The following is a 21,587-nucleotide window of genomic DNA, read 5'->3' as shown; positions in this document are numbered from 1 at the left end:
CTCCAGTCGGCAAACAGCTCACGGTGCGTGGCGAGACGGGTGGGGGGAAGCAGCCGACGTGGAAACCGGCACACGCCCATAGCGGCCCAGTATGGGGCGCCACCTCGCCTTCGGTCCCCGGGGCGTAGATCCGGATCCATCGAGTCGAACCTCTAGGGCACATTCGGTCAGACCCGGATCGAGGCCGGCCCGACGTCCCCGACGATCGGTTACGCCTCGCTCTCCCGGTGGCAACGGACGGCGAGGAGGGCGATGTCGTCGTCGGCGCGGCCGAGGACGATGCGCTCGAGCAGCCGGTCACACAGTTCGTTGACGCCGACCCCGGCCAGCTCGCCGAGCACGTCGGTGAGCCGGGCGAGCCCGGTGTCGATGTCCAGCCGGCCATGTTCGACCAGCCCGTCGGTGATCAAGAGCACCGTGTCGCCGGGCTGCAGGATCACCTCGTGGTCGCTGCGGACGACCGGCTCACCGGCGCCGAGGAGGCGCTCCGGTCGACTGTCGAGCAACTCGACGGCGCCGTTGGGGTGCAGCAGCAGCGGCGGCAGGTGCCCGGCCGAGGACCAGCGCAGCGTGCGCAGCCCGGCGCGGGCCTGCTGCACCGGTTGCTCGATGCGGGCGACCAGGGCGGTGGCCAGTGTGCCGAAGCACAGACCGGTGAGCACCCGGTCGACCCGGGTCAGGGTCTGCGCGGGGCTGTCGGGACGGTCGTAGGCGAGCGTGCGGACCGTGCTGCGCAGCTGACTCATCGCGGCTGCCGCCTCGACCGAGTGGCCGGCGACGTCCCCGACGACGAGCAGGGTCGCGCCGTCGGGCTGGGCGAATGCGTCGTAGAAGTCCCCCCCGACCAGCGCGTGCGCGCTGGCCGGGCGGTAGCGCACGGCGATCTGGAGGTGGTCCGGCTGCGGCGGCGGGGTGAGCAGGCTGCGTTGCAGGGTCTCGGCAACCTTTTGCTGCCGGCCGTAGAGCCGGGCGTTGTCCAGCGCCAGCGCGCCGCGGCGGGCCACCTCGACGGCGGTGGCGATCTCCATCTCGGTGTGCGGCGGCCGCGCGCCCGCGTTCATCAGCGCCAGCACGCCGAAGGTCTCCCCGCGGGCCCGCAGCGGCACGATCAGGCAGCTGGTCGCGTCCAGCCGCCGCCAGGCCGCCCGCAGCTCCTCGGTCGGCAGCGACGGTGCGACCCGCTCCTGGTCGATGGTGGTGATCTGCACCGGCTCACCGGTGAGCAGCGCATCGACCATGGCAGCGTCGTCGCCGGTGCCGCGCAGGCGCCCGGTGATGTAGGTGTCCACGTCGGCGCGGCGGGCCGGATCCCTGTGCGCCCAAGCCTCCTCGCCGGGTCCCCCGTCCTCGCCGAGGAGCGCGACGATCGCCCAGTCGGCCAGCCGCCGCACCGCCAGCTCGGCCAGCTGGCCGGCCGACTCGCCTCGGTCCAGGGTGGTGATCAGGGCCTCGGACACCTCGGCGAGGAAGCGCAGCCGGTCGTGGTCGGCGTCCTCGCTGACCGGCCCGTCGGCCGCTTCACCGGGGCCCTCCGTGGGCAGGTTGGCGGCCTCGCGGAAGCAGACCTGCAGCAGGTCGTCGACGATCTCGGCGGTCGCCGACAGCCACCGCCCGGCGGGGGCGTAGAAGCCGCGCCAGGTCACCGGCGTGCCCACGGTCCGGGCGTGCAGCAGGAAGCTGTGGAACACACTGCCGGCGACCTCGGGCAGCGCGATCCACAGGCTGCCGCCGGCCAGCTCGGCGGTGCGGGCGCCCAGCAGCCGCGCGGCGGCCGGATTGGTGTAGCGGATGGTCCAGTCACCGTCGAAGACGGCCACGCCCTCGGGGAGCCGGCCCACAGCCGCCGCGAGCCACGCCTGCGGCAGCCGGTCTGCGGTGGGCTGACTCACCACTGCTCCATCTCGATGCTGGGCGGGGCCCCACGGCAGAGGACGAACCCGGAGAGTACGCCCGTGAGCCGCGGCCACGGGCGATCCTGCAGTCCAGCACGCACACGTGGTCTCCCGCTCCCGGGGTCGGGACGCCGGCGTGCGCCGGTGCAGCACTGTGCGTCGGCGAGCGCTACCGGCACCGTTCCGAGACGATGGCGGTCCCGGCGGACGCCGATGACAGACGGGGAGGGCCCGATGCGCTGGGCCGTGGTGGAGGATCCGGGAGGCGCACGGTGAGCGAGGCGCTGTGGGCGCAGCGACCCCGGCCGACGCCGGGCCCGGACGCGACCGCCGTGGGGCGGTGGGAGCCCACGACCCCCGCCGAACTGACGGCCCACCGGCGACAGCTGTCCGCCGCGCTGCAGGACGCCACCGGGGCCACCGGCGCCGACGAGGTCGCGGTGGCGCGGTTGCTGCTGGCCTTCGAAGAGCTGGCGTCCAACGCGCTCCGGCACGGGCGCGGCCCGGTGTGGGTGGCCGTGACCGCCGGTCGCTACGCGTGGCTGCTCGAGGTCAGCGACGCCGCGGCCGACCGGCCGCCGACACCCGCGGTGGGCCGCGACGCCGCGGAGGGTGGCCTCGGCCTGTACCTAGTCGCCCGCATGGCCGCCGCGCACGGCTGGGACGCCCATGGTGAGCAGAAGATTGTGTGGTGCCGCATTGACTACAGCCCCGACCAGCCCGCGCCAGAGGCGCCGGTGCCGCGCGCCCGCGGGGAAGGCGCTGCCCACCGGCACGCTCGCTGACCGCCGCTTCCCGGCACACCTCCTCGCCCTCGGTGCGGATGAACCGGTCGTGGAGGCGTAGACCGCGGGCTCCGTGCAGCGTCCGGACGGAACACCTCAGCTGCCGGTCGCGCCCCGGCGACAGGCGTGTGACGTCGGGCCGAGTGGAACAGTGATGCGAGTCGCGCGGCATGCGAGTGCCGGGCCCCCACTGGTGGGCGCGAAAGGGTTACCGGTGTGGGGAGGGGGCAGACGTGTGGGCACGGTCGTCGTCGCTGCTGGCAGCACTGACGGCCCAGGTCCGGCGGTCAAGCAGTGGCCGCCGGACCGCCTCGTCAGACATCGTCGGACTGCGGCCGGTGAAGCCTCACGCCGGACCCGCGCTGGGCGGCTCGGATCCGGCCGGGGGCGCCCGCCCCTGGTCGCCGATGAGGCCGTCGATGAGTCGGCTGAGCCGCTCGTCGTCGGCGTGGTCGGGCGGGGGCCGCGACAGCGGGATGTGGTAGGCGCGGTAGCTGTCCTCGAGGGCCTCGTTGAGGGTCTGGGCGAGGACGTCCTGCTGGAAGGTCTCCAACGGCACCAGTCCCTGCAGGTAGCCGTCGAGGTCGAAGGCGTCGCAGGTGCCACCGAGGGCCACGTAGCGCAGCCACAGGTCCTGCACGGTCAGCTCTGCGCGGACCCGGGCGGCGTCCATGCGTCGCTGGCGCTCGTCGCTGGTCATGGTCGAGGTCGGTCAGGCGCCAGCGGCGCGGGTGTTGCGGGCGGTCACTTCGGCCACGAGGGCACGGGCCACGTCCTGCACGGGGCGGTCGGCCTGCCGCGCGGCGGCCGCGAGGGTGGCAAACGCCTCCTGCTCGCTTGCCGCGCCCTGGGCCAGCAGCACACCGGTGGCCCGGGCGACGGCGTCCCGGCTGGCCAGCGCCTCGGTCAGCTGCCGGCCGAGCCGACGGGCCTCCTGCAGGCTCTGCGAGTTAGCCAACAGGATCGCGGCCTGCCCGGCGAGCAGCCGCATGACGTGCTCATCCTGGGCCCCGTAGTTCTGCGGCCGCTCGCAGTAGACCTTCATCGCGCCGATCGACTCCTCACCCACCAGCAGCGGTGCGCTCACCACCGAGCGCACGCCCAGCCGACCGGCCGCCTCGTTCCACCGCGGCCAGCGGCCGTCGGTGGCGGTGTCGTCGATCCGCACCACCTCCCGGGTGCGCCAGGCGGTCAGGCAGGGCCCCTCGTCGAGCTCGTACTGCAGAGCGTCGGCCTCCTCGGTGGCGGCGTTGGACGCGGCGCGGGAGCGTTTGCCGTGCTCGTCGACGACGGTGACCGCAGCGCCCAGCGTGCCGGCGGTGGCGGTCGCAGCCAGCGCGGTGACCAGCTCCAGGGCGGTGTCGACGGTCTCTCGGGACAGCACCAACCCAGCCATCTGGCTCAGTGCCATGCCCAGGTCCACCGACGGGGTCGGAGTCAGGCGCTCGGTGGGCCCGGGTGTCGGGGTGTCGGCGGTGGGGTCGGTCATCCGTGGTCCCCTCCAGCGGGGGTCGCGCTCGTCGGGGCGGCCGGTGGCGCTAGTCGCCGTCGGCCGGTGGTGTGCCGGCAGCCTGGCCTCAGCTGCCGCGGGGCGGCGTTGGTCGGCGGGTCGGGGGTGTAATGGTCAGCTCGCCGGTGAGCACCAGGTCCTCGGCGACGTCGCGCACCTTGCGGTTGGTGTGCATCGAGGCCTCGGTCAGCAGCCGGAAGGCCTGGTCGGCGGTCAACTTGTGCCGCTCGATCAGGATGCCCTTGGCCTGTTCGATGACCGACCGGAACTCCATCGCCTTCTGCAGGTTCTCCGCGAGGTCACGCGCGTCCTGCAGGGCGTCCATGTTGGTCAGTGCAGCCCCGGCGTAGGCGGCGAACTGGACCAGCGCGGACCGGTCGTCGTCGGTGAACGCCCGCGCCGTGCGCGCGTAGACGTTCAGCGCCGCGGTCAGCTGCGCCGCGGGCACCGGCGCGGCGAGCGCGCTGAACGCGCCGCCGTCGAGGAAGAGCGGTACGTACTCCGGCCACCGGTTCTCGGTACGCGCGTCGGTGATCTCGGTGAACAGGCCACCGACCGCGGCCTCCAGGCAGGGGCCATAGCCCCGCTCGTACTGGGTCTCGTCGAGCTCCTCGGCCAGCTGGCCGGTGAAGGCCGCGGTGGTCGGCTGCTCGCCGCGTACCAAGGTGATCGACACCTCCACACCTGCCGGCATCGCCTGCGCGACCAGGTCGACGATGCGCTGCAGCACGGACGGCGAGGTGAGCTCGGCCAGCAGCAGTCGGCCGAGTTCGTCCAACGCCGCCCGCGCGCGCGGGCTCGAGCGGTCAACGGGGCCGGTCACGCACCTGGTCCCCTCACCTCGTCCTGGGCCAGGCCGCGGGGGCCCGCGCCGCCCGGCACCGACGGAGAGCGCGCCCGTAGTTGGGGTGGCAGGCCGTCGCCGTGCGCCGCCGGTCACTCCGTTGTCACGCACGCCCAGTGGGCGATGTGCACGGTACCCGACATTGAGGGTGAGAACGAGAGACGTGCTCCCCTGGCGGCCGGTGCTCGGCTGCGTCACGATGGTCCTGCCCCTTCTGTGCAAGAGGCAGCCTCCGCCCGAGCGTGTCGACCGTGGACGAGGGATCACCATCCCCGCTGACCGGTCACGGCGCACCGCTCGCACGTCACCGGAGGACTTCATCGTGGCAATCGACCCCGGCCTGGCACGCCGCAACGCCGTCCTCGGCGGTCTGGACGAGGACGCTCTGGCGCCCCTACTGCCCGACCTGTCGGAGACTCCGCTGCCCGCCGGGCAGGTGCTGCACGAGCCCGGGCAAGCCGTCAACAACGTTTACTTGCCGCTGCTCGGGGTGGTGTCCGTCCTCGCCGACCTGGGCGAGGACCAGGTGGTAGAGACCGCCACCATCGGTCGGGAGGGCATGGTGGGCATCTCCGTCTACCTCGGCGCCGACGCCCCCACCGAACGCTCCCTGGTGCAGGTCCCCGGCCGGGCGCTGAGCATGACCGCCGAAGACTTCCGCGAGCACATCGCCGACGTCGACGGCCCCCTTGCGACCATGCTCCGCCGCTCCGCGCAGGCGCTGTTCACTCACGTCTCCCGCAACGCCGCCTGCAACCGCGTCCACACCGCCCGCCAGCGCGCCGCCCGATGGCTGCTCACGACCGCCGACCGGATGGACAGCCCCCGCTTCGAGCTCACCCAGCACTTCCTCGCCCAGATGCTGGCCGTGCGCCGCACCTCGGTCAGCGAGGTCGCCCAGTCGCTGGCCGAGGACGGCTGCATCACCTACACCCGCGGCCTGATCACCATCATCGACCGGCCGCGCCTGCAGTCCCACGCCTGCACCTGCTACGAGGCGATCCGTCGGGCCACAGACGCCGCGCTCGCGGCACGTTAGCCCCCGACCGCGGGGCTGCACTCGCCCCGGGCCGCGGGGGCAGGGGCGGGGACCAAACGCGGCCGTGCGACCGCTGCCGGGATCACGTGCGCCCGCTGTAACAGCAGCCCGACCCCTGGCGTGATCGTCCGGGCCGGTGTCTGCTCATGGTCGTGAAGGCGGCGGCGAGCGAGGAGCAGCTGCACGCCGGCTTCACCGATCGGGACGAGGGCCGGCCCGCAGCCGAGAGCGTGGGCGAACGGCTGCTGGGGGCCCTGCTCGACCGGGTGCACCTGATCGCACCCCGGCTGGTCGGCCAGCTCATTGGCCAGGAGGCGCGGATCGCCGGGGCCACCGACGTCAGCATCCACCTGCAGGACCTCGCGCAGCTGACACTGCGGCCGCTGACCGGGCCTGGGCTGGTCGGCGATCCACTTCCCATCGCCGGCAGCCTGGCCGGGCAGGCGTTCAGCGCCGAGGAGTCGGTCGAGGAGCCGCTCCCCGACGGTTCGGTCCGGCTGCACCTGCCGCTGCTGGACGGGTCCAACCGGGTCGGGGTGCTCGGCCTGACGCTCCCCCGGTTGACCGACTACGACCGGCAGCTCGCCCAGCGGCTGGCCGGCCTGGTGGCGGACATGATCGTGACCAACGACGAGTACACCGACGCGTTCACCCGGGTGCGCACCGCCCGGCCGCTGAACCTGTCGGCGCACATGCAGTGGCGAACCCTGCCGCCGCTGTCGATGAGCACCCCCGTCGTCGACCTGGCGGGGGTCCTGGAGCCGGCCTACGAGGTCGGGGGCGACAGCTTCGACTACGCCTTCAACGAGCACGTGCTGCACGTGGCGGTGTTCGACGCGATGGGCCACGGCCTGGAGGCCGCGACGATGGCCACGGTCATCATCGCCGCCTACCGGCACGGGCGGCTGGCCGAGCTCCCGTTGACCGAGCTGTACCCGGCGATGGACCAGGCGGTCGCCACGTCGTTCCCGGGCCGGTTCGCGACCGCCCAGCTGGGTCGGCTGGACACCGAGACCGGCGTGCTCAGCTGGGTCAACGCCGGGCACCCGCCCGCGCTGTGGGTGCGCGGCAGCCGGGTGATCGGTGAGCTCACCGGTCCGATCAGCCGACCGATCGGCTTCGGCGCCGGCACCCCAGTCGTCCAGACCGCGCAGCTGGAGCCCGGGGACCGGGTGCTGTTCTTCACCGACGGGGTCGTCGAGGAGCGGCTGCTCGGCGGCGAACAGTTCGGCGAGGACCGGCTGCGCGACCTGATCGAGCAGACGACCGCGGCCGACCTGACCTGTGCCGAATCCGTGCGGCGGCTCTCGCACGCACTGATGGCCGCGCGCTTCGACCGGACCAGTGACGACGCCTCGCTGCTGCTCCTGGAGTGGAAGCGCCCGCCACGGGAGGACGAACTCGACCGCGACATCCCCGAGGCAACCCCCACCGGCTGATGCTCAGCAGGCGGGGGCGCAACCCCTCGTCCTCGAGGTCGCCCCCGGACGCGCCCGGCGCCATCGCCGCCACCACGCCCTGCGGGCCTCCGCCGGCCTGCGCAGCAAGCGCCGGCTGCCCGCCGTCGCCGGCGGCTACCCCCCGCCCTCGTCCTCCTCACCCTGACGTGTGTCCACCGGCATGGGCATCGGCGTCGCCTACGGCATCTGGGCCGCCAGCGGCATCGCGCTCACCGCCGTCCTTGCTCGGCTCATGTGGCGCGATCCGCTCCCCAGTACCACGACCGCCGGCATCATCATCGTCGCCACCGGCGTCCTGCTCATCGAACTCGGCGCACACTGAGCCCACCGACCACGTGGCAAGGAACGACTGAGAACCTGACATCTGGCACCGGTCGGCGAGGTGTCCCAAAGGCAGTTTCAGGGACACCGCGAGGGGCGGCGTGGGGCGCTCATCCACCCGGCCGAATGCGCCCCTTGCTCTCCTCCACCACGGCACGCGGCTTCACACTCCCGGGGACTCCAGACGGCGTCGGAGACAGCAGTGCTTCATCGACCTGGCGGGCAACGCCAGCGTCATGGAGATCATCCATTTCCAGGTGGGACGCTGCGCGACGACTCGGTTCATGTCACCAACGCCGCCCGTGCCGACACGGACAACGTTTGGGGTCCAGCCCATCGAAGCCGGCTGCATCGTCCGCCTCATGTTCGAGGTGGACCTTTCCGCCGGACGAGGTCTTCGGCCCGACGGTGAGACAGGATGGCGGCACTGGGCGGCTAACTACTTGGAACGACTCCGACGGATCCTGGATGACGAGGCCGAAAGCCCGTCGTTCCGCGCCTGACAGTGACGTCGCGCGTCCGCTCGACGAACGGCTGGTGACAACGTCCGCGCGGTCTCATAGCCGCTACGCCGGCGTTCCGCACGGGATGCCTGTTCGGTGACGTCGGCCGCGCCTCCGTCCTGTCCCTGAGGGCGGCTTCAGGGATACGGCCCCAGGATGGGGCTCGGTGGTTCAGATGCGCGGGATCTCGCCGGTCTCGACGAGGTTCCGGGCCACGTCCCGCAGCTTGACGTTGCTCTGCTGAGACAGCCGGCTCAGCACCCCGAACGCCTGATCCGCAGTGATCTTCAGGCGCTCCATCAGAATGCCCTCGGCCTGGCCGATGACGGTGCGGGTGACCAGCCCGCTGCGCAGATTCGCCTCGGTCTGCGCGCTCTCCAGCGCGATGGCGGCGTGGGCGGCGAGCGCCACGGCCTCGGCCCGAGTGTCGGGGTCGAAGGAGCGCGGCCGCGGTGAGTACAGGTTCAGCGACCCCAGGCTGACGACGGCTTCGGGGTCGGTGAACAGCTGCAGCGACAGGCTGCTGCGGATGCCGGTCTCGGCGACGACCCGGCGGCCCCAGTCCCCGTAGCGCGGCTCGGTGGTCAGGTCGTCGATGTAGAAGGTGTCCTGGTCCCAGACCGCGTCCAGGCACGGCCCCTGCCCGAGTTCGTACTGCAGCTGGTCGGTCCACAGGGCCCGGTCGTCGGTGTACACCGGGGTCTCCACCTGCCGGCGATGGAGCACCAGCGAGACGCTGGCGTACAGCTCGCCGTCCAGGGTGGCCGCGGCGTCGGCGACGGTCCGCTTCAGGGTGGCCTGCACGTCCGGCTCGTGGAGCAGCGCGCGGGCGATCGCGGCGAGCCGCTCGTTGAAGCTGTCCTCGGTCACGGCACTCCCTCTCATGCCGGGATTTTCAGCCGCCCCAGCGCCAGCCGCACTTGCAACCGTCCAGCCGCGCAGGGACGGCTTAAGCGATATGGCAGAGGCGGCCCCGCCGCCCACGCTCTTGGAACGGCAGGGCCTAACCGCAAACAGCCCCGCGGATGCCGCTGCGGCTGCGAGTCAGTTTCCGGGGCCCCCGGACCTGCGGCGACTCGGCGGCAACCGCAGGCCCCGAAGGTGTCCCGTAGTCGGCCGCTATGGGCGACTCGCAACACGGCTAGACCACCGACGACCAGCAGCCCTGTCCCGTGAGACGAAGGAACCCCGGTGGTGACCCCCGCGCGGCCAAGCAGGTGCCTCGCCGGCGTCCCGCAAGGGATCGGCCACTGGGACACCTTCGCGGGCGTGAGCCTGGACGCTGGGGCGGCAGTCAGTGGAGTGCCCCCGCAATTTCCCAAGCGACGGCCGCGAAGCCGGGCGTCTGATGCTCGTGCCCCCACAGTGCGTCATCGACAGCGCGCACCAAGCACCACTGCCCAGCCCGTTCCCGGTCCAGGTCTGCTTGGTCGGCGATCGCGTGCAGGCGCCGGCGGCATGCCTGTGCCGCATCACCGGTGGCGGCGAGCTCGTCCCAGCGGTTTCGCAGCAGCGGAATCAGGTCGAACTCCCCATCGCCGACCAGCGGCTTGGGGTCAATCGCCGCCCACTCCTTCCGTTCAGCAGCTGCGCCGGATGTCGGGTGGACGAATGGGCGGGCCAACACGTTGCCGTAGTGGTAGTCCCCGTGCAGCAGACGCGCTGTGCCTGGCCCGGAGGCCAGCTCGGCGCAGGCGGCGACCGCGTGCCCGACCAGCTCTCGGCGCCCGGGGCGGCCCAACGTCTCCCACTCTCGAGGCAGTGCTGTCTGCCAGCGGCGGGCGATGTCCGCGACTTTGACCAGACCGACGGGAGGCGGGACGTGTAGCTGACGCAGCAAAGTCGCGGCCAGCCGGACGGCGTTGTCCTCATCGACGTGCTCCAAAGACCGATAGGGGTTCAAGCGCTCTAGCAGGAGCGCGCCGTCCTCGGGTGCGGATTTCAGCAGGGTCACCGCTGCGGCGCCGCCCCACTGGGTCAGAGCGGAGGCTTCTCCCCTGGTGTCCTCATCGACCCAGGACACTTTCAGCACCGCCGCCTGCCCGTCGGCGCGGCGCACTGGCACCACCAGTGCCACGTACCCATGCAACAACGAACCGTCGACCTTCAGCTCCCACCTGGTGAGCAACCGATCAACCAAGGCGGGCAACCCCGAAACCCACTGCGCCCCGGCCGCTCCCTCCCGCGCGCGTGTGGCTGCGGCAAACATCTCGGGCACGGTCAGCACAGGAGCAGTCTCACCGACCGAGGCGCCGCTTCCGGCGCACGCATGCCTCTGCCACCAACCTCCTCGGCGTCATCCCCCAGGGATCGGAGACCAGTACGGCATCAGCGCGCGACGCAGCCGGTGGCGATGCCTGCAAGCGGATCCCTGGGTGGGCACGGATTCCCATCGACAAGATGCAGGATGGGTGGAGCCCGGCCTCCGGTGCGCGACCGCCCGCAGGCGCGCGGTGCGCCTCGAACTGCTCGGCCAGCGGCTGCGCTCCTGCCGCTCCCTCGTCCATCGATCACATCCTCTCGTCGACGCCCGTCACTGCAGTGACGGCGCCGACCACGGCGAGGTTCGCGCCGTCCAGCAATCGGGCACCGGTGTCCCGCAGGGATCCCTTGGGAGGGGGCACGTCGGTCGGGGACCGGCTGGCTGCACCCGATCAGGGCGACGGTCGGTTTGTGGGAGCGGCGGAGGAACTGGGGCTACGTCGCCGAGTGGGCGTGACAGGACTCACTGCCAGCAATGCGCTTGCAACAGTTAGCACTCGGGGTTCTGGGGGCACAGTGAAGACATGGCCAACAACAACAAGATTGTTAACCAGCTTCGCGCCCTTGTGCTGCTCACCAAGACCGAGGAGCAGGTTGCGCGCACCCGCATCTCGCAGGCCCGGACCGACGCCGTCCGCCGCGAGCTCACGCAGAACGCCGACAACGCCGCGGCGCGCACCATCGAGATCACCGAGGCGCTCCGTTCTCTCGGCGGTGTCCCGGACGTCGTCACCCCGGCCCTCGGCCGGCTCTCCGCGACGCTGAAGGCCACCTTCGAGCAGGCGGCTCCCGTCGAGGAGGCGCTGCTGAGCGACCTGTCGCTGGAGCACCAGCTGCTCGACCGGGCCACCTACGTCAAGGTCCTCGCCGAGCAGGCCGAGGAGACCCAGGTGCGCCGGCTGGCCGCGAAGCTCATCGGCGCCCACCAGGCGACCGTCGAGTGGCTGACCGTCGTGCTCGCCGAGGAGGCCCTCGGTGGCCCCGCCGCGCTCGTTGCGACCCCCGTCCAGAAGGTCGCCGGCGGTGTGGCCCGCGCGGTCAACGCCCCGGTCCGCTTTTGGACAAGCACGGTCAACAACGCCGTGGACACCGTCAAGCATGCCGGTGAGGAGACCTCCGACCGGGTCTCCGCCGTCACCGACCGCGCCGCGCAGCTCACCGACGCCGTCCGCGAGACGCTCACCGCCGGCCGCAGCGCCTCGCTGCGTCGCGCCGAGCAGATCGCCCGCCGTGAGGGCAACAAGGACGCCGCCAAGGCCGCCCGGTCCGCCCGCGAGGAGCTCGGTGATGTCTCCGCTGACGAGCTGCCGATCAAGAACTTCGACCAGCTCTCGGTCGGCGACGCCGTGGAGGCCATCAAGGGCCTCAAGGAGTCGCACGACATCCGCGTGATCACTCGCTACGAGGAGACCCACAAGAGCCGGGCGAACGTGGTCAGCGCCGCGCAGACCCAGCTCGCCTCGCTCGCCAAGGAGGCCGTGGGCGTCGACGCCTGATCCCGCAGGACACTCGGAGGGTCCACGCCCCGCTCGTCGGGGTGTGGACCCTCCGTGCGTCGCGGGCCCGTTCGGTAGGGCCGTGCCCGGTTACGGCCTCGTTGCAGACGTCACCGGTGCGGGGCCGAGGCCCTGGAAGCGGAGGTCTCGCTTCCCACTGCCACCACCCGCTTGACTTGCTCAGTCGCCGCGACAACGGCAACACCGCCCCCAACACGATCAGTGACGACGACGAGAACGGCTGCGCATCGTTCCGCGACACCTCGCTTAACACCTACGAGGCGCTCGAGCTACTCGCCCTGGGCGACAGGTGGTCGTCCGGAAGGCGCACGAAAGCTAGTTGATCGGCATCCGCGCGGCCCTGCGCGGCGGCGAGAGCTGGGAGCAGATCGCCGAGGCCCTCGGCGTCCCCGCGGACTTCGCGAGGAAATGCTCCAACGAGGCCATTGCTGAGCGACTGGACGCCGACGCCGCAGCCGCAGCCTGCGACTTGGCCGGCGTGCCCGTCCGCTGACCGTCCCTGCCGTCCCGACTCGCGGGCCCGGAGCACCGCCTCGACGCGGTCCCGGGCCTGCAGCTTGAACCGGCGCTTGGTATCGCAAGAGGAACCCGCTACGGCGACATTCGGACGAGCCGGCATTAGTCGCCGGGTCCCGTAGGGCATCCCTTGAGGTGTCGACTCGTCCACCTGCTCGGGTGGTCGGCGTCTTGACGGCACGCCGGGAACGTTCGTGGTGATCACCGTCCCCGGGTAGCGGCCGCGGCCGTCGCCGGTGACCGACGCACCGGAGCGCCGGCATCGGCCTGCCTGTGGAGGTGCGCCATGCCGGCGCTGCTGATCGGCTACGCCCGGGTGTCCACCGACGCCCAAGACCTCACCGCCCAACGCGACGGGCTGCTTGCCCTCGGCGTCGGGCCAAGTCGGATCTACGTCGACCACGGGCTGACCGGTACCAACCGCGAGCGCCCCGGGCTGCGCGAGGCGCTGGCCGCCTGCCGGGAGGGGCGACACCCTGGTGGTGACCAAGCTGGACCGGCTGGCGCGCTCCCTGCCCGACGCCCGTGCCATCGCCGAGGAGCTCACCCGCCGTCAGGTCCGGCTGAGCCTGGGCGGGTCGGTGTACGACCCGCACGACCCGGTCGGCCGGCTGCTGTTCAACGTGCTTGCCATGGTCGCCGAGTTCGAGGCCGACCTGATTCGGCTGCGCACCCGAGAAGGTATGCGCGTGGCGAAGGCCAAGGGCAAGCTGCGCGGCAAGCAGCCCAAGCTCAACCCCCGCCAAGAGGCCCACCTCGTCAACCTCTTCCGGCAGGGCGAGCACAGCACCGCCGAGCTGGCCGACCTGTTCGGCGTCGCACGCTCCACGGTCTACCGCGCCCTGGAACGCGACCGCGACCGCGGCCACCCGAGCGGTCACACCGTTCCGGTCCTCAGCGCGAACACAACCGGTTGAGCTCTGCAGCTGGCGAGAGTCGGGTTGTCCCGCAAGCAGGACCGCTGCGGGACAAGCCGACATCCCATCGCGAGCCTGACCGCCGGTTGCCGGAAGGGGCTCCCCTGACGGGACAACCTTCTCGCCCTGCCGCCCAGGGTTCCTCGGTAGCCGCCGGAGTCCTCGACGACCGCGTAAGGCGGGCGCAGAACTGCTCGGCCTGCCACCCACATACCGCCGTCGCGCGGTGGGGTCTGCAGTCGGGCGACGAGTGGCGCCCGAGGAGGCAGGCTGGCGGAGAGCAACCGAGCGATGACCCGCTCATGCCGCGGCGCCTGCGGATCGAGGGACGACAGTCGCCGCGTGACCCGGGTGAGCACGTCCTCGATCCGCTCGCCAACGGCTTCGGGCCGCCCGAACCGAGGACTGATGTGGGCCTCGAGGGGACGCAGCAACCGGTCGGGTCGGCGATCACCTGTCCGCCGCGGAAGCTCGACGCGAAGAAGTAGGTACGGGCCACGACGTCGACCTCGGACGGAACGTCGCGCGGCATGGCGGTCACCGCCAGCAGCACTCCTGCATGCTGGAGCTTGCCCCGCTTGGCGACAGGCCTGCGGGCGTCAGTGACCACGGTGACTTCGACGTCTGAGGTGTCGGGCGAGTCCGCATCCTCAGCCGACGACGTCACCGACCCGGCGAAGAAGGCCCCGAGAAGGGGACTCACCAACGCGGACGTCCGCCAACTCTTGTCGGTAAGTGCCCACGCCAGCACACTGGTAAGTGTACCAACCAGGAGGGCGAGCGTGTCGGAGAAGCGGGAGGCGATCGTGGCGGCAGCGCTCGACGTCATCCAGGAAGAAGGTCTCAGTGGCTTCACCCAGCCGCGGGTCGCCCACCGCGCCGGGCTGCGGCAGAGCCACCTCACCTACTACTTCCCCACGCGGGCGGACTTGCTGCTCGCCGTCGCCGAGGAGGCTGTGCGCCGGCGCATCGAGGTTCTCCGCGCGGCGGTGTCGGCCGAGGACCCTGCTGCGAAGGTCGCCGGGCTCGTCGAGGTGCTTGTCGACCCCCGCCAGACGCGGATCCTGACGGCTCTCACGCAGAGCGCCGACGCCGACCCGGCCGTGCGCCGCGCCTTCGTCGCGTTGGGCGCCGGTATCGCCCCGCTCGGCGCCGGGCTGCTCGAGTCCTTCGGCTTGGAACCCACCGAGGCCTCACTCGCCCTGTTGCAGGCGACCTCCACCGGCATCGCCGTGCTCGCCCTGGCCACCGGCGGCGAGGCGTTCCGCGACCGCGCTGAGCAGGTCCTCACCCAGCTGCTCACCGAGCCGCTCAACGAGCAGCAGCGCACCAGAACCGGCATCACCCACCGCAGCACCGACGCACGGGAGGCACCGGCATGACCCCGCACATCCCCTTGGAAGGTTCGACCGCCGGCCGGCAGTATGCCGGCTGGCAGCCGCGCGCCGTCGCGATGGACGGGCTCGGCGACCGTGTGCTGGCCGACCAGCGCATCCCGGTCGCCGGTGGCGCCGAGTTGCACGCCGACGTCTATACCCCGCGCGCGCCGGGCCGTTACCCGGCCGTCGTGTCCTTCGGCGGCTACGCCACGGAGACGCACACGGCGGGCATCCCGACGGGGTCGAACGAGATCGGCTCGCCGCCGGTGTTCACCGACCGCGGCTACTGCCCCGTCGTCGTCGAGCGCCGAGGAATGGGCCGCTCCACCGGCGAGCAGGTGATGTTTTTCGACCCGCAGGACATCGACGACCACGAGGCGGTCATCGCCTGGGCGGGTGAGCAGCCGTGGTGCAACGGGGAGGTCGTGCTCTTCGGCACCTCCTACTACGCCGTGTCCCAGCTCAGCGTCGCCGCGCGCAAGCCACCGGCGCTCAAGGCGTTGTTCTGCAACGAGGTCTCGACCGACCTGTGGCGGCACATGATGCACTTTGCCGGCGTGCCCGCCTGGTTCTTCGCCGCCATTTGGATGGGCGCGAACTACACCCAGCAGAACTACGACCAGCGCCTGTCACCAGGCCGTCGTGCACTCCTCAGCCAGGTCACCAACGGGCCGCTGCACCCGCTCCTGGAGCGGCTGGTCCACCACCGGGTGTCCGGGATGTTCGAGTCCTTCGAGTCCGCCACGCCCGTGGAGTTCATGCGCCGCATCTACGCGCGCTGGATGTTCGACGAGAAGACGCGCGCGCAAGCGACGATCCCCGAGGGCCCGACCGCCACGCTCGGCGACGTCGAGGTGCCCTTCACGGTCGTGCAGAACCTTGGGTACTTCAACCTCCACCAGTTCGGCTGCTACGACCTGGTCGCTAACGCGGCGACGCCCGCCGACTCCCGGTGGCTCATCCTCGCCCCGCCGGCATACGACCTGCCGGTCTACTCGTGGCAGGGCGAGGCGCTGGCTTTCTTCGACCATCTTCTGCGCGGCACCGACAACGGCTATGCCGAGCAACCGCGCGTGCGCTACTGGATCGAGGGCGCCGAGCGCTTCGAGACCGCCGACGCCTTCCCACCCGCCGGCGGCGACGTCCGGCGTCTGCACCTCGGGTCCCCCGACGAGGACGCCACGACCCACCGGCTGAGCCGGGAGGCGACGGCTGAGGGCTCCGGGTCCTGGGTCGCCGTCCCCCTGGGGCTCCCGCTGCTCGGGGGCATGGACGACGTGGCCGACCAGACACTCGCCTTCGACCTGCCGGTCGAGCAGGACACCCAGCTCGCGGGCCCGGTCACCGCACGGCTCACCTACAGCTGCAACGAGATCGACTCGTACGTCGTCGCCCGACTGTCCCGGCTCGATGCAGCGGGGGAGCGTCACCAGCTCTCGCTCGGCGCGATCCGTCCGGTGTCCCGCACGGAGGAAGAGGAACGCAGCACGCCGCTCGAGATCGCCATCGACGCCGGGCGCCGGGAGCCACTCGTCCCAGACAAACCGGTCGTCCTCCGCTTCAGCCTGACCCCGGGGCCGACGCTGCTGCGCCGCGGTGACACCCTGCGGCTCGAGCTCGCCAGCCGGATCGACCTGCTCCGCATGGACCCGAGCGAGGGCTATGCGCAGTTCGACATGCCGGTGCCGCCGTACCCGTGCCGCAACACCGTGCACTTCGGGGGGAGCAGCTGGATCGAGGTCACGGAGGTGCCCGTCCCGACCACTTGACCAGGTGACCGGCGGACGGCCGCGCCTCTGCACCAGCCTAAGGTTCAGTAGCTGAGAGTGGTGCCGACTCGACCGGGCGCCCCCAGGTGGCACTGGAAGAGTCCGTGCCACTCGTTCGCCGCTCCACCGCCGTCACGGACCATGGCCGAGCTGCCCTACTCGCAGATATGCACCATCCACAACGACACGGTCGATCCCGTAACCGTGTCCACGAAGGGACGGTTGCTGCGGTCGTTTCGACCGCGCGGCGGCCACCGCCCGTCTAGCCGCCGCTAATCCGGGGTCTCCTTCCCGTTGTTACTGGTGAAGCTGGGGCGTATGGCGGGGCGCTGGCGCGGCCGGCCGCACCGCCAAACGCGGTGGGTGGGCGGACTCGGCGATGGGGTTGTGGGTGATCGGCGCGACCGTCCCGGCCGCGACACCGGCCGCTCGCCGGGACGGCCAGGCCGGTGCGGACGGTGCTGGACGCGCTGCGCCCCTAGAGCAGCCGCGGGACGCAGGCGAACTTCTTCAGCTTGGGCACCACCTGACGAGTACGAGCGCAGCTGGCCCGCCGTCGTGGGCACGCGACTGGCGGCCCTGCTCCGATCGACGATCGGTAACCGGACACAGCGGACTCTCCGGTCGCGCGGGGTGCCCGTACGACCTCCCGACACGCGCAGGGACCGGCTCCGGATGGCCGAGCGTGCGCCTCCCGGACCCGCACCGGCCGTCGGTCCCCTACTCTCCGCACGACCGCCGTGACACGGCTCACGGTCGCGCGGCGGACCCACCAGTCCCTGGAGGTCCCGTGCGACCCTCCCTCCCCCGGCCGCTCGGCCGGGCACTCCTCTCCCTCGGTCTCGGTGCCGCCCTCGTGGCCGGCGGCGGGTCGGCCCTCGCCGCACCGGGAACCCCTGCCGGCGGTGAGCCCCCGCTCGTCGTGGACACCGAGGACGGCGCCGTGCGGGGCGCCCTGGCGGAGGGCTCCCGCCTCTTCCAGGGCATCCCGTACGCCGCTCCGCCGGTCGGTGACCTCCGGTTCCGGCCGCCGGCGCCGGTCGAGCCGTGGGACGGCGTCCGCGACGCGACCGAGCCGGGCAGCGCCTGCCCCCAGCTGCAGGACGAGTTCAACCCGATCGCGTCGACGGACGAGGACTGCCTGTCCCTGAACGTCACGACACCGGCCGGCCTGGAGGGCCGGCGCGGGGAGCTGCCCGTCATGGTGTGGATCCACGGTGGCGCGTGGCTCACCGGCGCCGGCTCGCTGTACGACGCGGGCACGCTCGCCGAGGACGGCGACGTGGTCGTCGTGACCGTCAACTACCGGCTCGGTCCACTGGGCTTCCTGGCGCAGCGGGACCTGTCCGCGCAGAACGGCGACGTCGCCTCCGGCAGCGCCGCACTGCTCGACCAGCAGACCGCCCTGCGCTGGGTGGAGCGCAACATCGCCGCCTTCGGCGGTGATTCGGACACCGTGACGGTGTTCGGCGAGTCCGCCGGCGGCTCCTCCGTCTGCGTCCAGCTCGCCTCACCGAGCGCGCGGGGGCTGTTCGACCGCGCGATCGCGCAGAGCTACAGCTGCACCGAGCGCTACGACGACCTGGCCACCGCCGAGGCCACGGGCGACCGGGTCGCCGCCGCGGTCGGCTGCGCCGGGGGGATCGACGTGGCCGCCTGCCTGCGGGACGCCGACGTCGAGGCGCTGCTCCGCGCCTGGCCCGGCGGCGCCTTCGTCGTCGGCGGTTCGGCCCTGCCGGTCCAGCCGGCGGACGCCATCGCCGCGGGCGAGCACGCGCGGGTGCCGGTGGTGCACGGCAACACCCGCGACGAGACCACGCTGTTCACCCCGCTTGAGCCCCTCGTCTCGACCGGCGCCCCGCCGTCCGCGACCCTCACCGCGGAGGAGTACCAGGCGGAGCTGGCCGCGCGCCACGGCGACCGGTCGGGTGAGGTCCTCGCCCGCTACCCGGCCGACGCCTACCCCTCGCCGCTGCGGGCCCTGGCCGCGGTGGACAGCGATGCCGGGAACGCCCTAGCGACCTGCGCGCACGTCGACGCCCACGAGGCCCTGTCGTCGGCCCGGGGGCCGACGCGGGTGTACGCCTACCAGTTCCGCGACCGGACGGCGCCTCCGCTGGTCGACTTCCCGTTCCCGGGCTACCCGGAGGACGCCCAGCACGGCACCGAGCTGCCGTACCTGTTCCCGGGCCTGTTCGGCGCGCCGCTGACGGCGGAGCAGCAGGAGCTGTCGGCGACGATGCTCCGCTACTGGACCACCTTCGCCGCGACCGGCGACCCCAACGGGCCCGACGTCCCCCGGTGGCACCGCTACCGCGACAGCGGGGACGTGCAGGGCCTCGATCTCGCCTCCGCCGGCGGTGTCGGACCGGTGGACGTCGCCGCCGAGTCGCACTGCGCCTTCTGGACCTCGCTGGCGCAGACCTGACCCGGGTCGGGCCCGGCGCCCGCACGCCCCCCTGGGCCCGACCCCTCCCCGCTGCCTAGCTACTTCGCCCTGAAGAACTCGCCGGGCCGATGAGGTAATCGATCTTGCTCGGCCCGGAAGGTGTCCGGTCTGGGATGGGCCTGCGGCCCACCCTTCCCCCGGCCCGCTGCAGCCGGATGGAGGTTGCGAGGAGCGGCCAGGATCGTGTGGATGGGCGTTGGAGGGCCTACGTCTGCGCGGGACGGGGTGTGTTGGGCTCCCGCTCATCGGCCGACCACGGCGGCTGTGTCGTTGGGCGGTGGAGGGCTACGCCAGCGATTATCACGCGCCACCGAGGACCTCCAGCGCCGCGGGTCTCTGGGTCAAGACCATGATGCCGATGACGGTCTCCGTGGCAGGGAGCTAGGAGGTGGTGGTTCGGCGCCTTGAAGTCTGCCCCATCTACCGACTCATCAAAAGCTGCGGATCGCGATCGCGATTTAGATCGAACGGACCTACCACCGGCGGCGCCGGCAAGACGCCTCCTAGGAGAACTTAGCGAGCACTGCCCTCTTGGCCTCAGCAAACTCGGCATCGTCCAGCAGACCCTGCTGCTTGAGCTCTGCGAGCTTGCCCAACTCGCTGGCCAGATTACCGCCGCCGTCGGAAGGCGTCGGTGATTCGACCATGACCTGAACCTGTTTCGAGGCGCTGACCAGACGGCGAAGTTCGTTGATGTGTCCCTGAGCGTTCTTGTAGCCGTCCTTGGCCAGCGGTAGCGTGTTCGACAGCGCTTCCGCCTGGTTGGCGTCCTTGTTCCGACTGGCGCTGATGCCGCGCCAGCGGTCCTTGTTGGCCGTTCCGTTGTAGCTGGCGGTGAGGATCTCGAGGACGCCCAACAGCAGGCCGGCGTTGTACTCGATGCCGGTGATCTGCGAGTAGTGGAAGGTCGCTTGGCGTGAGCCGCCGAAGGAACCGGCAAGGGCGCTCGTCATCAAGCCAGCCTTGATGATCATGCAACGGTCGGTGAAAGCAGCCAGCACTCCCGTGCCGTCGTCCCCGGTGATGAGGAAGAGCGGGACCTCGTCCTCGTAGGCCGCCGCCCGGAGAACTCTCCACGTGGCTCTGTTGACCCGGTTTCTGGTGGCGGACCCGGCTATGGGGACGGCATCCCAGGCTGCCTCATTGGCATCGCTCGCTGCTCGAGCGGCGTCGAGACCTGCGTCGACCCTGGCGTCAGGGGCGCCGGAGGCGAGCCGGCTGATGGCATCGACTGCGCGCGAGGCCTCGGCCTTGCCGACCGAGAAGGAGATCGCTTCGCCCTCGCGCGTCCTGATTGCGACCTTGCGTCCATCGGCCTCGGCCGACTCAATCTGCCCGGCTCTGGCCTCGAATTTTGCGCCGTCCGCCCACTTGAGGCTGGAGAAGGCGACAACGCGAGCATTGGTGACGACAAGCACGTCAGTCATCGGGCGCATCGACGCCCCCTTCATGACCAGGACCGGATCCTCGCCTGTCACCAGATGGGCGCCTATCTGAGGCAGGAGCCTAGTCAGCTCCTTGTCCTTGGTGTTTGTGTCAACCACGGTCATGCCTCCAGTTCACCGGGTCGGCGAGCCCCGACCCTCAAGAGGCCTGCACCGTAACCAGGCGAGCGGCGCAGGTGCTGACACCACCCGGATGCTCACCCGATCCGGTGTCCCATCGCTCAGCGTCGCACCGGCGGGGTCAGTCAACATGCGCGATCGGTCTTGCGCCTCTTCGAGGCCCTACATGGTCGGGACGCCGCCGACACGCCGCCGCTCGCGTAGCTCCTCCAGTTGCCCCGAGAACCCCGCGGCATGTCCCTGCACGGCAGGCTTGGACCGCGTTCCTAGCCCCTCCAAGGTGGTGAACAGCAGATCGACGGCCCTGGCCGCCTCAACTGCGGTGAACTCAGCGTCCTCGACCGCGATGTTCATCCCGTCGTAGGGGACGGAGGGCCGCTGCTCCGCGACGAAGTGCACTACTCCGTTGCGGCGATTGATCAGCGGCTTCCACTGGTCGCCCAACTGTTGCCCCTCACCGCCACGGATGCACCGCTTGAGGACCTCGCGGGTGCGCCACGCCGCGTCCTTCTTCTGCTTGGCCCACCTGGCACGGGCCTGCGGGTCAACGATCTTGTCGACCTGGGTGAGCTGTCGAGTGATCGCTTCCATGGCGAAGACCGACCCGGTTACGGCAACTAGCCCGTCTTCCATCTCGTAGCGCCAGTGCGGGTACCAGCTCCCGCCTGCCAGACGCACCTGCCGAGCTGCCTCGGACCGGCGCAATGCCTCGACCGCCACCCCTGCCCACACGATCCACCAGGTGGTGCTACGGGCAATCACCATCGACAGCCCAGTGGTACTGGGATTCCTCTGCACCCCGAACCCCCCTGGCGGCCCATCTACCATGCGTCATCCTCGCCGACGCTGCACGGGCACA

General features: G+C 71.4%; 18 protein-coding genes and 1 pseudogene. 11 read left to right on the top strand and 8 right to left on the bottom strand.

The features are described 5' to 3' along the window. Positions 1 to 209: 209 nt before the first annotated feature. Entirely contained in the window at positions 210 to 1,889 is a 1,680-nt protein-coding gene (locus tag BMW27_RS10905) for a SpoIIE family protein phosphatase (RefSeq protein WP_091443675.1), read from the bottom strand. Between the two features lie 275 nt (positions 1,890 to 2,164). Here BMW27_RS10905 and BMW27_RS10900 point away from each other — a divergent pair, with 275 nt between their 5' ends. Then, complete coding sequence (locus tag BMW27_RS10900; RefSeq protein ID WP_245743477.1) at positions 2,165 to 2,677, top strand: ATP-binding protein; 513 nt, start codon at positions 2,165 to 2,167, stop codon at positions 2,675 to 2,677. Between the two features lie 346 nt (positions 2,678 to 3,023). Here BMW27_RS10900 and BMW27_RS10895 read toward each other — a convergent pair whose 3' ends face one another. The 3 genes from BMW27_RS10895 to BMW27_RS10885 all read right to left on the bottom strand — a co-directional run bounded on the left by BMW27_RS10895 (position 3,024) and on the right by BMW27_RS10885 (position 5,010). Next, a complete protein-coding gene (locus BMW27_RS10895) occupies positions 3,024 to 3,377 on the bottom strand; it encodes a hypothetical protein (RefSeq protein ID WP_139206875.1) in 354 nt (117 codons plus the stop codon). Between the two features lie 12 nt (positions 3,378 to 3,389). Continuing rightward, positions 3,390 to 4,166 (bottom strand): GAF domain-containing protein, encoded by a 777-nt coding sequence (locus BMW27_RS10890; RefSeq protein ID WP_091443667.1) that lies wholly within the window; start codon positions 4,164 to 4,166, stop codon positions 3,390 to 3,392. Between the two features lie 88 nt (positions 4,167 to 4,254). After that, positions 4,255 to 5,010: a GAF and ANTAR domain-containing protein gene (locus BMW27_RS10885; protein WP_245743476.1), complete on the bottom strand. Its 756-nt coding sequence runs from the start codon at positions 5,008 to 5,010 to the stop codon at positions 4,255 to 4,257. A 343-nt stretch (positions 5,011 to 5,353) separates the two neighbouring features. Between BMW27_RS10885 and BMW27_RS23375 the strand changes: the two genes are divergently transcribed. The 3 genes from BMW27_RS23375 (at position 5,354) to BMW27_RS10870 (ending at position 7,852) form a co-directional block, all read left to right on the top strand. Then, entirely contained in the window at positions 5,354 to 6,070 is a 717-nt protein-coding gene (locus tag BMW27_RS23375) for a Crp/Fnr family transcriptional regulator (RefSeq protein ID WP_175486474.1), read from the top strand. Positions 6,071 to 6,216: 146 nt separating this feature from the next. Further along, the gene (locus tag BMW27_RS10875; RefSeq protein WP_091443662.1) at positions 6,217 to 7,509 is read left to right on the top strand and encodes a PP2C family protein-serine/threonine phosphatase; all 1,293 of its coding nucleotides are present in this window, start codon (positions 6,217 to 6,219) and stop codon (positions 7,507 to 7,509) included. Positions 7,510 to 7,678: 169 nt separating this feature from the next. Next, complete coding sequence (locus BMW27_RS10870) at positions 7,679 to 7,852, top strand: DMT family transporter (RefSeq protein WP_217638119.1); 174 nt, start codon at positions 7,679 to 7,681, stop codon at positions 7,850 to 7,852. A gap of 673 nt (positions 7,853 to 8,525) precedes the next feature. On the opposite strand, the gene BMW27_RS10865 is transcribed toward BMW27_RS10870, so the two are convergent. Together BMW27_RS10865 and BMW27_RS10860 are read right to left on the bottom strand one after the other, a co-directional pair. Further along, entirely contained in the window at positions 8,526 to 9,224 is a 699-nt protein-coding gene (locus tag BMW27_RS10865; RefSeq protein WP_175486473.1) for a GAF and ANTAR domain-containing protein, read from the bottom strand. 424 nt (positions 9,225 to 9,648) lie between these two features. Next, entirely contained in the window at positions 9,649 to 10,581 is a 933-nt protein-coding gene (locus BMW27_RS10860) for an aminoglycoside phosphotransferase family protein (protein ID WP_217638118.1), read from the bottom strand. Positions 10,582 to 11,140: 559 nt separating this feature from the next. Here BMW27_RS10860 and BMW27_RS10855 point away from each other — a divergent pair. The 7 genes and pseudogenes from BMW27_RS10855 to BMW27_RS10830 all read left to right on the top strand — a co-directional run bounded on the left by BMW27_RS10855 (position 11,141) and on the right by BMW27_RS10830 (position 19,142). Further along, complete coding sequence (locus BMW27_RS10855) at positions 11,141 to 12,112, top strand: hypothetical protein (protein WP_091443657.1); 972 nt, start codon at positions 11,141 to 11,143, stop codon at positions 12,110 to 12,112. 340 nt (positions 12,113 to 12,452) lie between these two features. Further along, a complete protein-coding gene (locus BMW27_RS24000) occupies positions 12,453 to 12,626 on the top strand; it encodes a hypothetical protein (RefSeq protein WP_245743474.1) in 174 nt (57 codons plus the stop codon). 309 nt (positions 12,627 to 12,935) lie between these two features. Continuing rightward, positions 12,936 to 13,299, top strand: a pseudogene (locus tag BMW27_RS24590) (recombinase family protein); the annotation flags it as partial. After that, positions 13,282 to 13,566, top strand: a complete 285-nt coding sequence (locus BMW27_RS10845) for a helix-turn-helix domain-containing protein (RefSeq protein WP_425431665.1) — start codon at positions 13,282 to 13,284, stop codon at positions 13,564 to 13,566. The pseudogene BMW27_RS24590 and the gene BMW27_RS10845, both read left to right, overlap by 18 nt. A gap of 782 nt (positions 13,567 to 14,348) precedes the next feature. Next, the gene (locus BMW27_RS23370; protein WP_091443655.1) at positions 14,349 to 14,948 is read left to right on the top strand and encodes a TetR/AcrR family transcriptional regulator; all 600 of its coding nucleotides are present in this window, start codon (positions 14,349 to 14,351) and stop codon (positions 14,946 to 14,948) included. Next, positions 14,945 to 16,714, top strand: a complete 1,770-nt coding sequence (locus tag BMW27_RS10835; protein WP_091443652.1) for a CocE/NonD family hydrolase — start codon at positions 14,945 to 14,947, stop codon at positions 16,712 to 16,714. Before BMW27_RS23370 ends, BMW27_RS10835 begins: the two co-directional genes overlap by 4 nt. A 790-nt stretch (positions 16,715 to 17,504) precedes the next feature. Continuing rightward, positions 17,505 to 19,142 (top strand): carboxylesterase/lipase family protein, encoded by a 1,638-nt coding sequence (locus tag BMW27_RS10830; protein WP_175486472.1) that lies wholly within the window; start codon positions 17,505 to 17,507, stop codon positions 19,140 to 19,142. 524 nt (positions 19,143 to 19,666) lie between these two features. Here the strand turns inward: BMW27_RS10830 and BMW27_RS10825 are convergent. Both BMW27_RS10825 and BMW27_RS10820 read right to left on the bottom strand, forming a co-directional pair. Next, the gene (locus BMW27_RS10825; RefSeq protein ID WP_091443648.1) at positions 19,667 to 20,713 is read right to left on the bottom strand and encodes a hypothetical protein; all 1,047 of its coding nucleotides are present in this window, start codon (positions 20,711 to 20,713) and stop codon (positions 19,667 to 19,669) included. Positions 20,714 to 20,890: 177 nt separating this feature from the next. Continuing rightward, positions 20,891 to 21,493, bottom strand: a complete 603-nt coding sequence (locus BMW27_RS10820) for a hypothetical protein (RefSeq protein ID WP_139206874.1) — start codon at positions 21,491 to 21,493, stop codon at positions 20,891 to 20,893. Between the last annotated feature and the right edge of the window lie 94 nt (positions 21,494 to 21,587).

The sequence above is a fragment of the Geodermatophilus poikilotrophus genome (assembly GCF_900111455.1).
Classification (GTDB): Bacteria; Actinomycetota; Actinomycetes; order Mycobacteriales; family Geodermatophilaceae; genus Geodermatophilus; species Geodermatophilus poikilotrophus.
This window is presented reverse-complemented; position numbering and strand designations above follow the sequence as displayed.

Excerpts from the sequence above, each read along its gene's own strand:
- BMW27_RS10895 (WP_139206875.1), bottom strand. The coding sequence starts at position 3,377 with ATGACCAGCGACGAGCGCCAGCGACGCATGGACGCCGCCCGGGTCCGC.
- BMW27_RS10890 (WP_091443667.1), bottom strand. The coding sequence starts at position 4,166 with ATGACCGACCCCACCGCCGACACCCCGACACCCGGGCCCACCGAGCGC.
- BMW27_RS10875 (WP_091443662.1), top strand. The coding sequence starts at position 6,217 with ATGGTCGTGAAGGCGGCGGCGAGCGAGGAGCAGCTGCACGCCGGCTTC.
- BMW27_RS10855 (WP_091443657.1), top strand. The coding sequence starts at position 11,141 with ATGGCCAACAACAACAAGATTGTTAACCAGCTTCGCGCCCTTGTGCTG.
- BMW27_RS10845 (WP_425431665.1), top strand. The coding sequence starts at position 13,282 with ATGGTCGCCGAGTTCGAGGCCGACCTGATTCGGCTGCGCACCCGAGAA.
- BMW27_RS10835 (WP_091443652.1), top strand. The coding sequence starts at position 14,945 with ATGACCCCGCACATCCCCTTGGAAGGTTCGACCGCCGGCCGGCAGTAT.
- BMW27_RS10825 (WP_091443648.1), bottom strand. The coding sequence starts at position 20,713 with ATGACCGTGGTTGACACAAACACCAAGGACAAGGAGCTGACTAGGCTC.
- BMW27_RS10820 (WP_139206874.1), bottom strand. The coding sequence starts at position 21,493 with ATGGTGATTGCCCGTAGCACCACCTGGTGGATCGTGTGGGCAGGGGTG.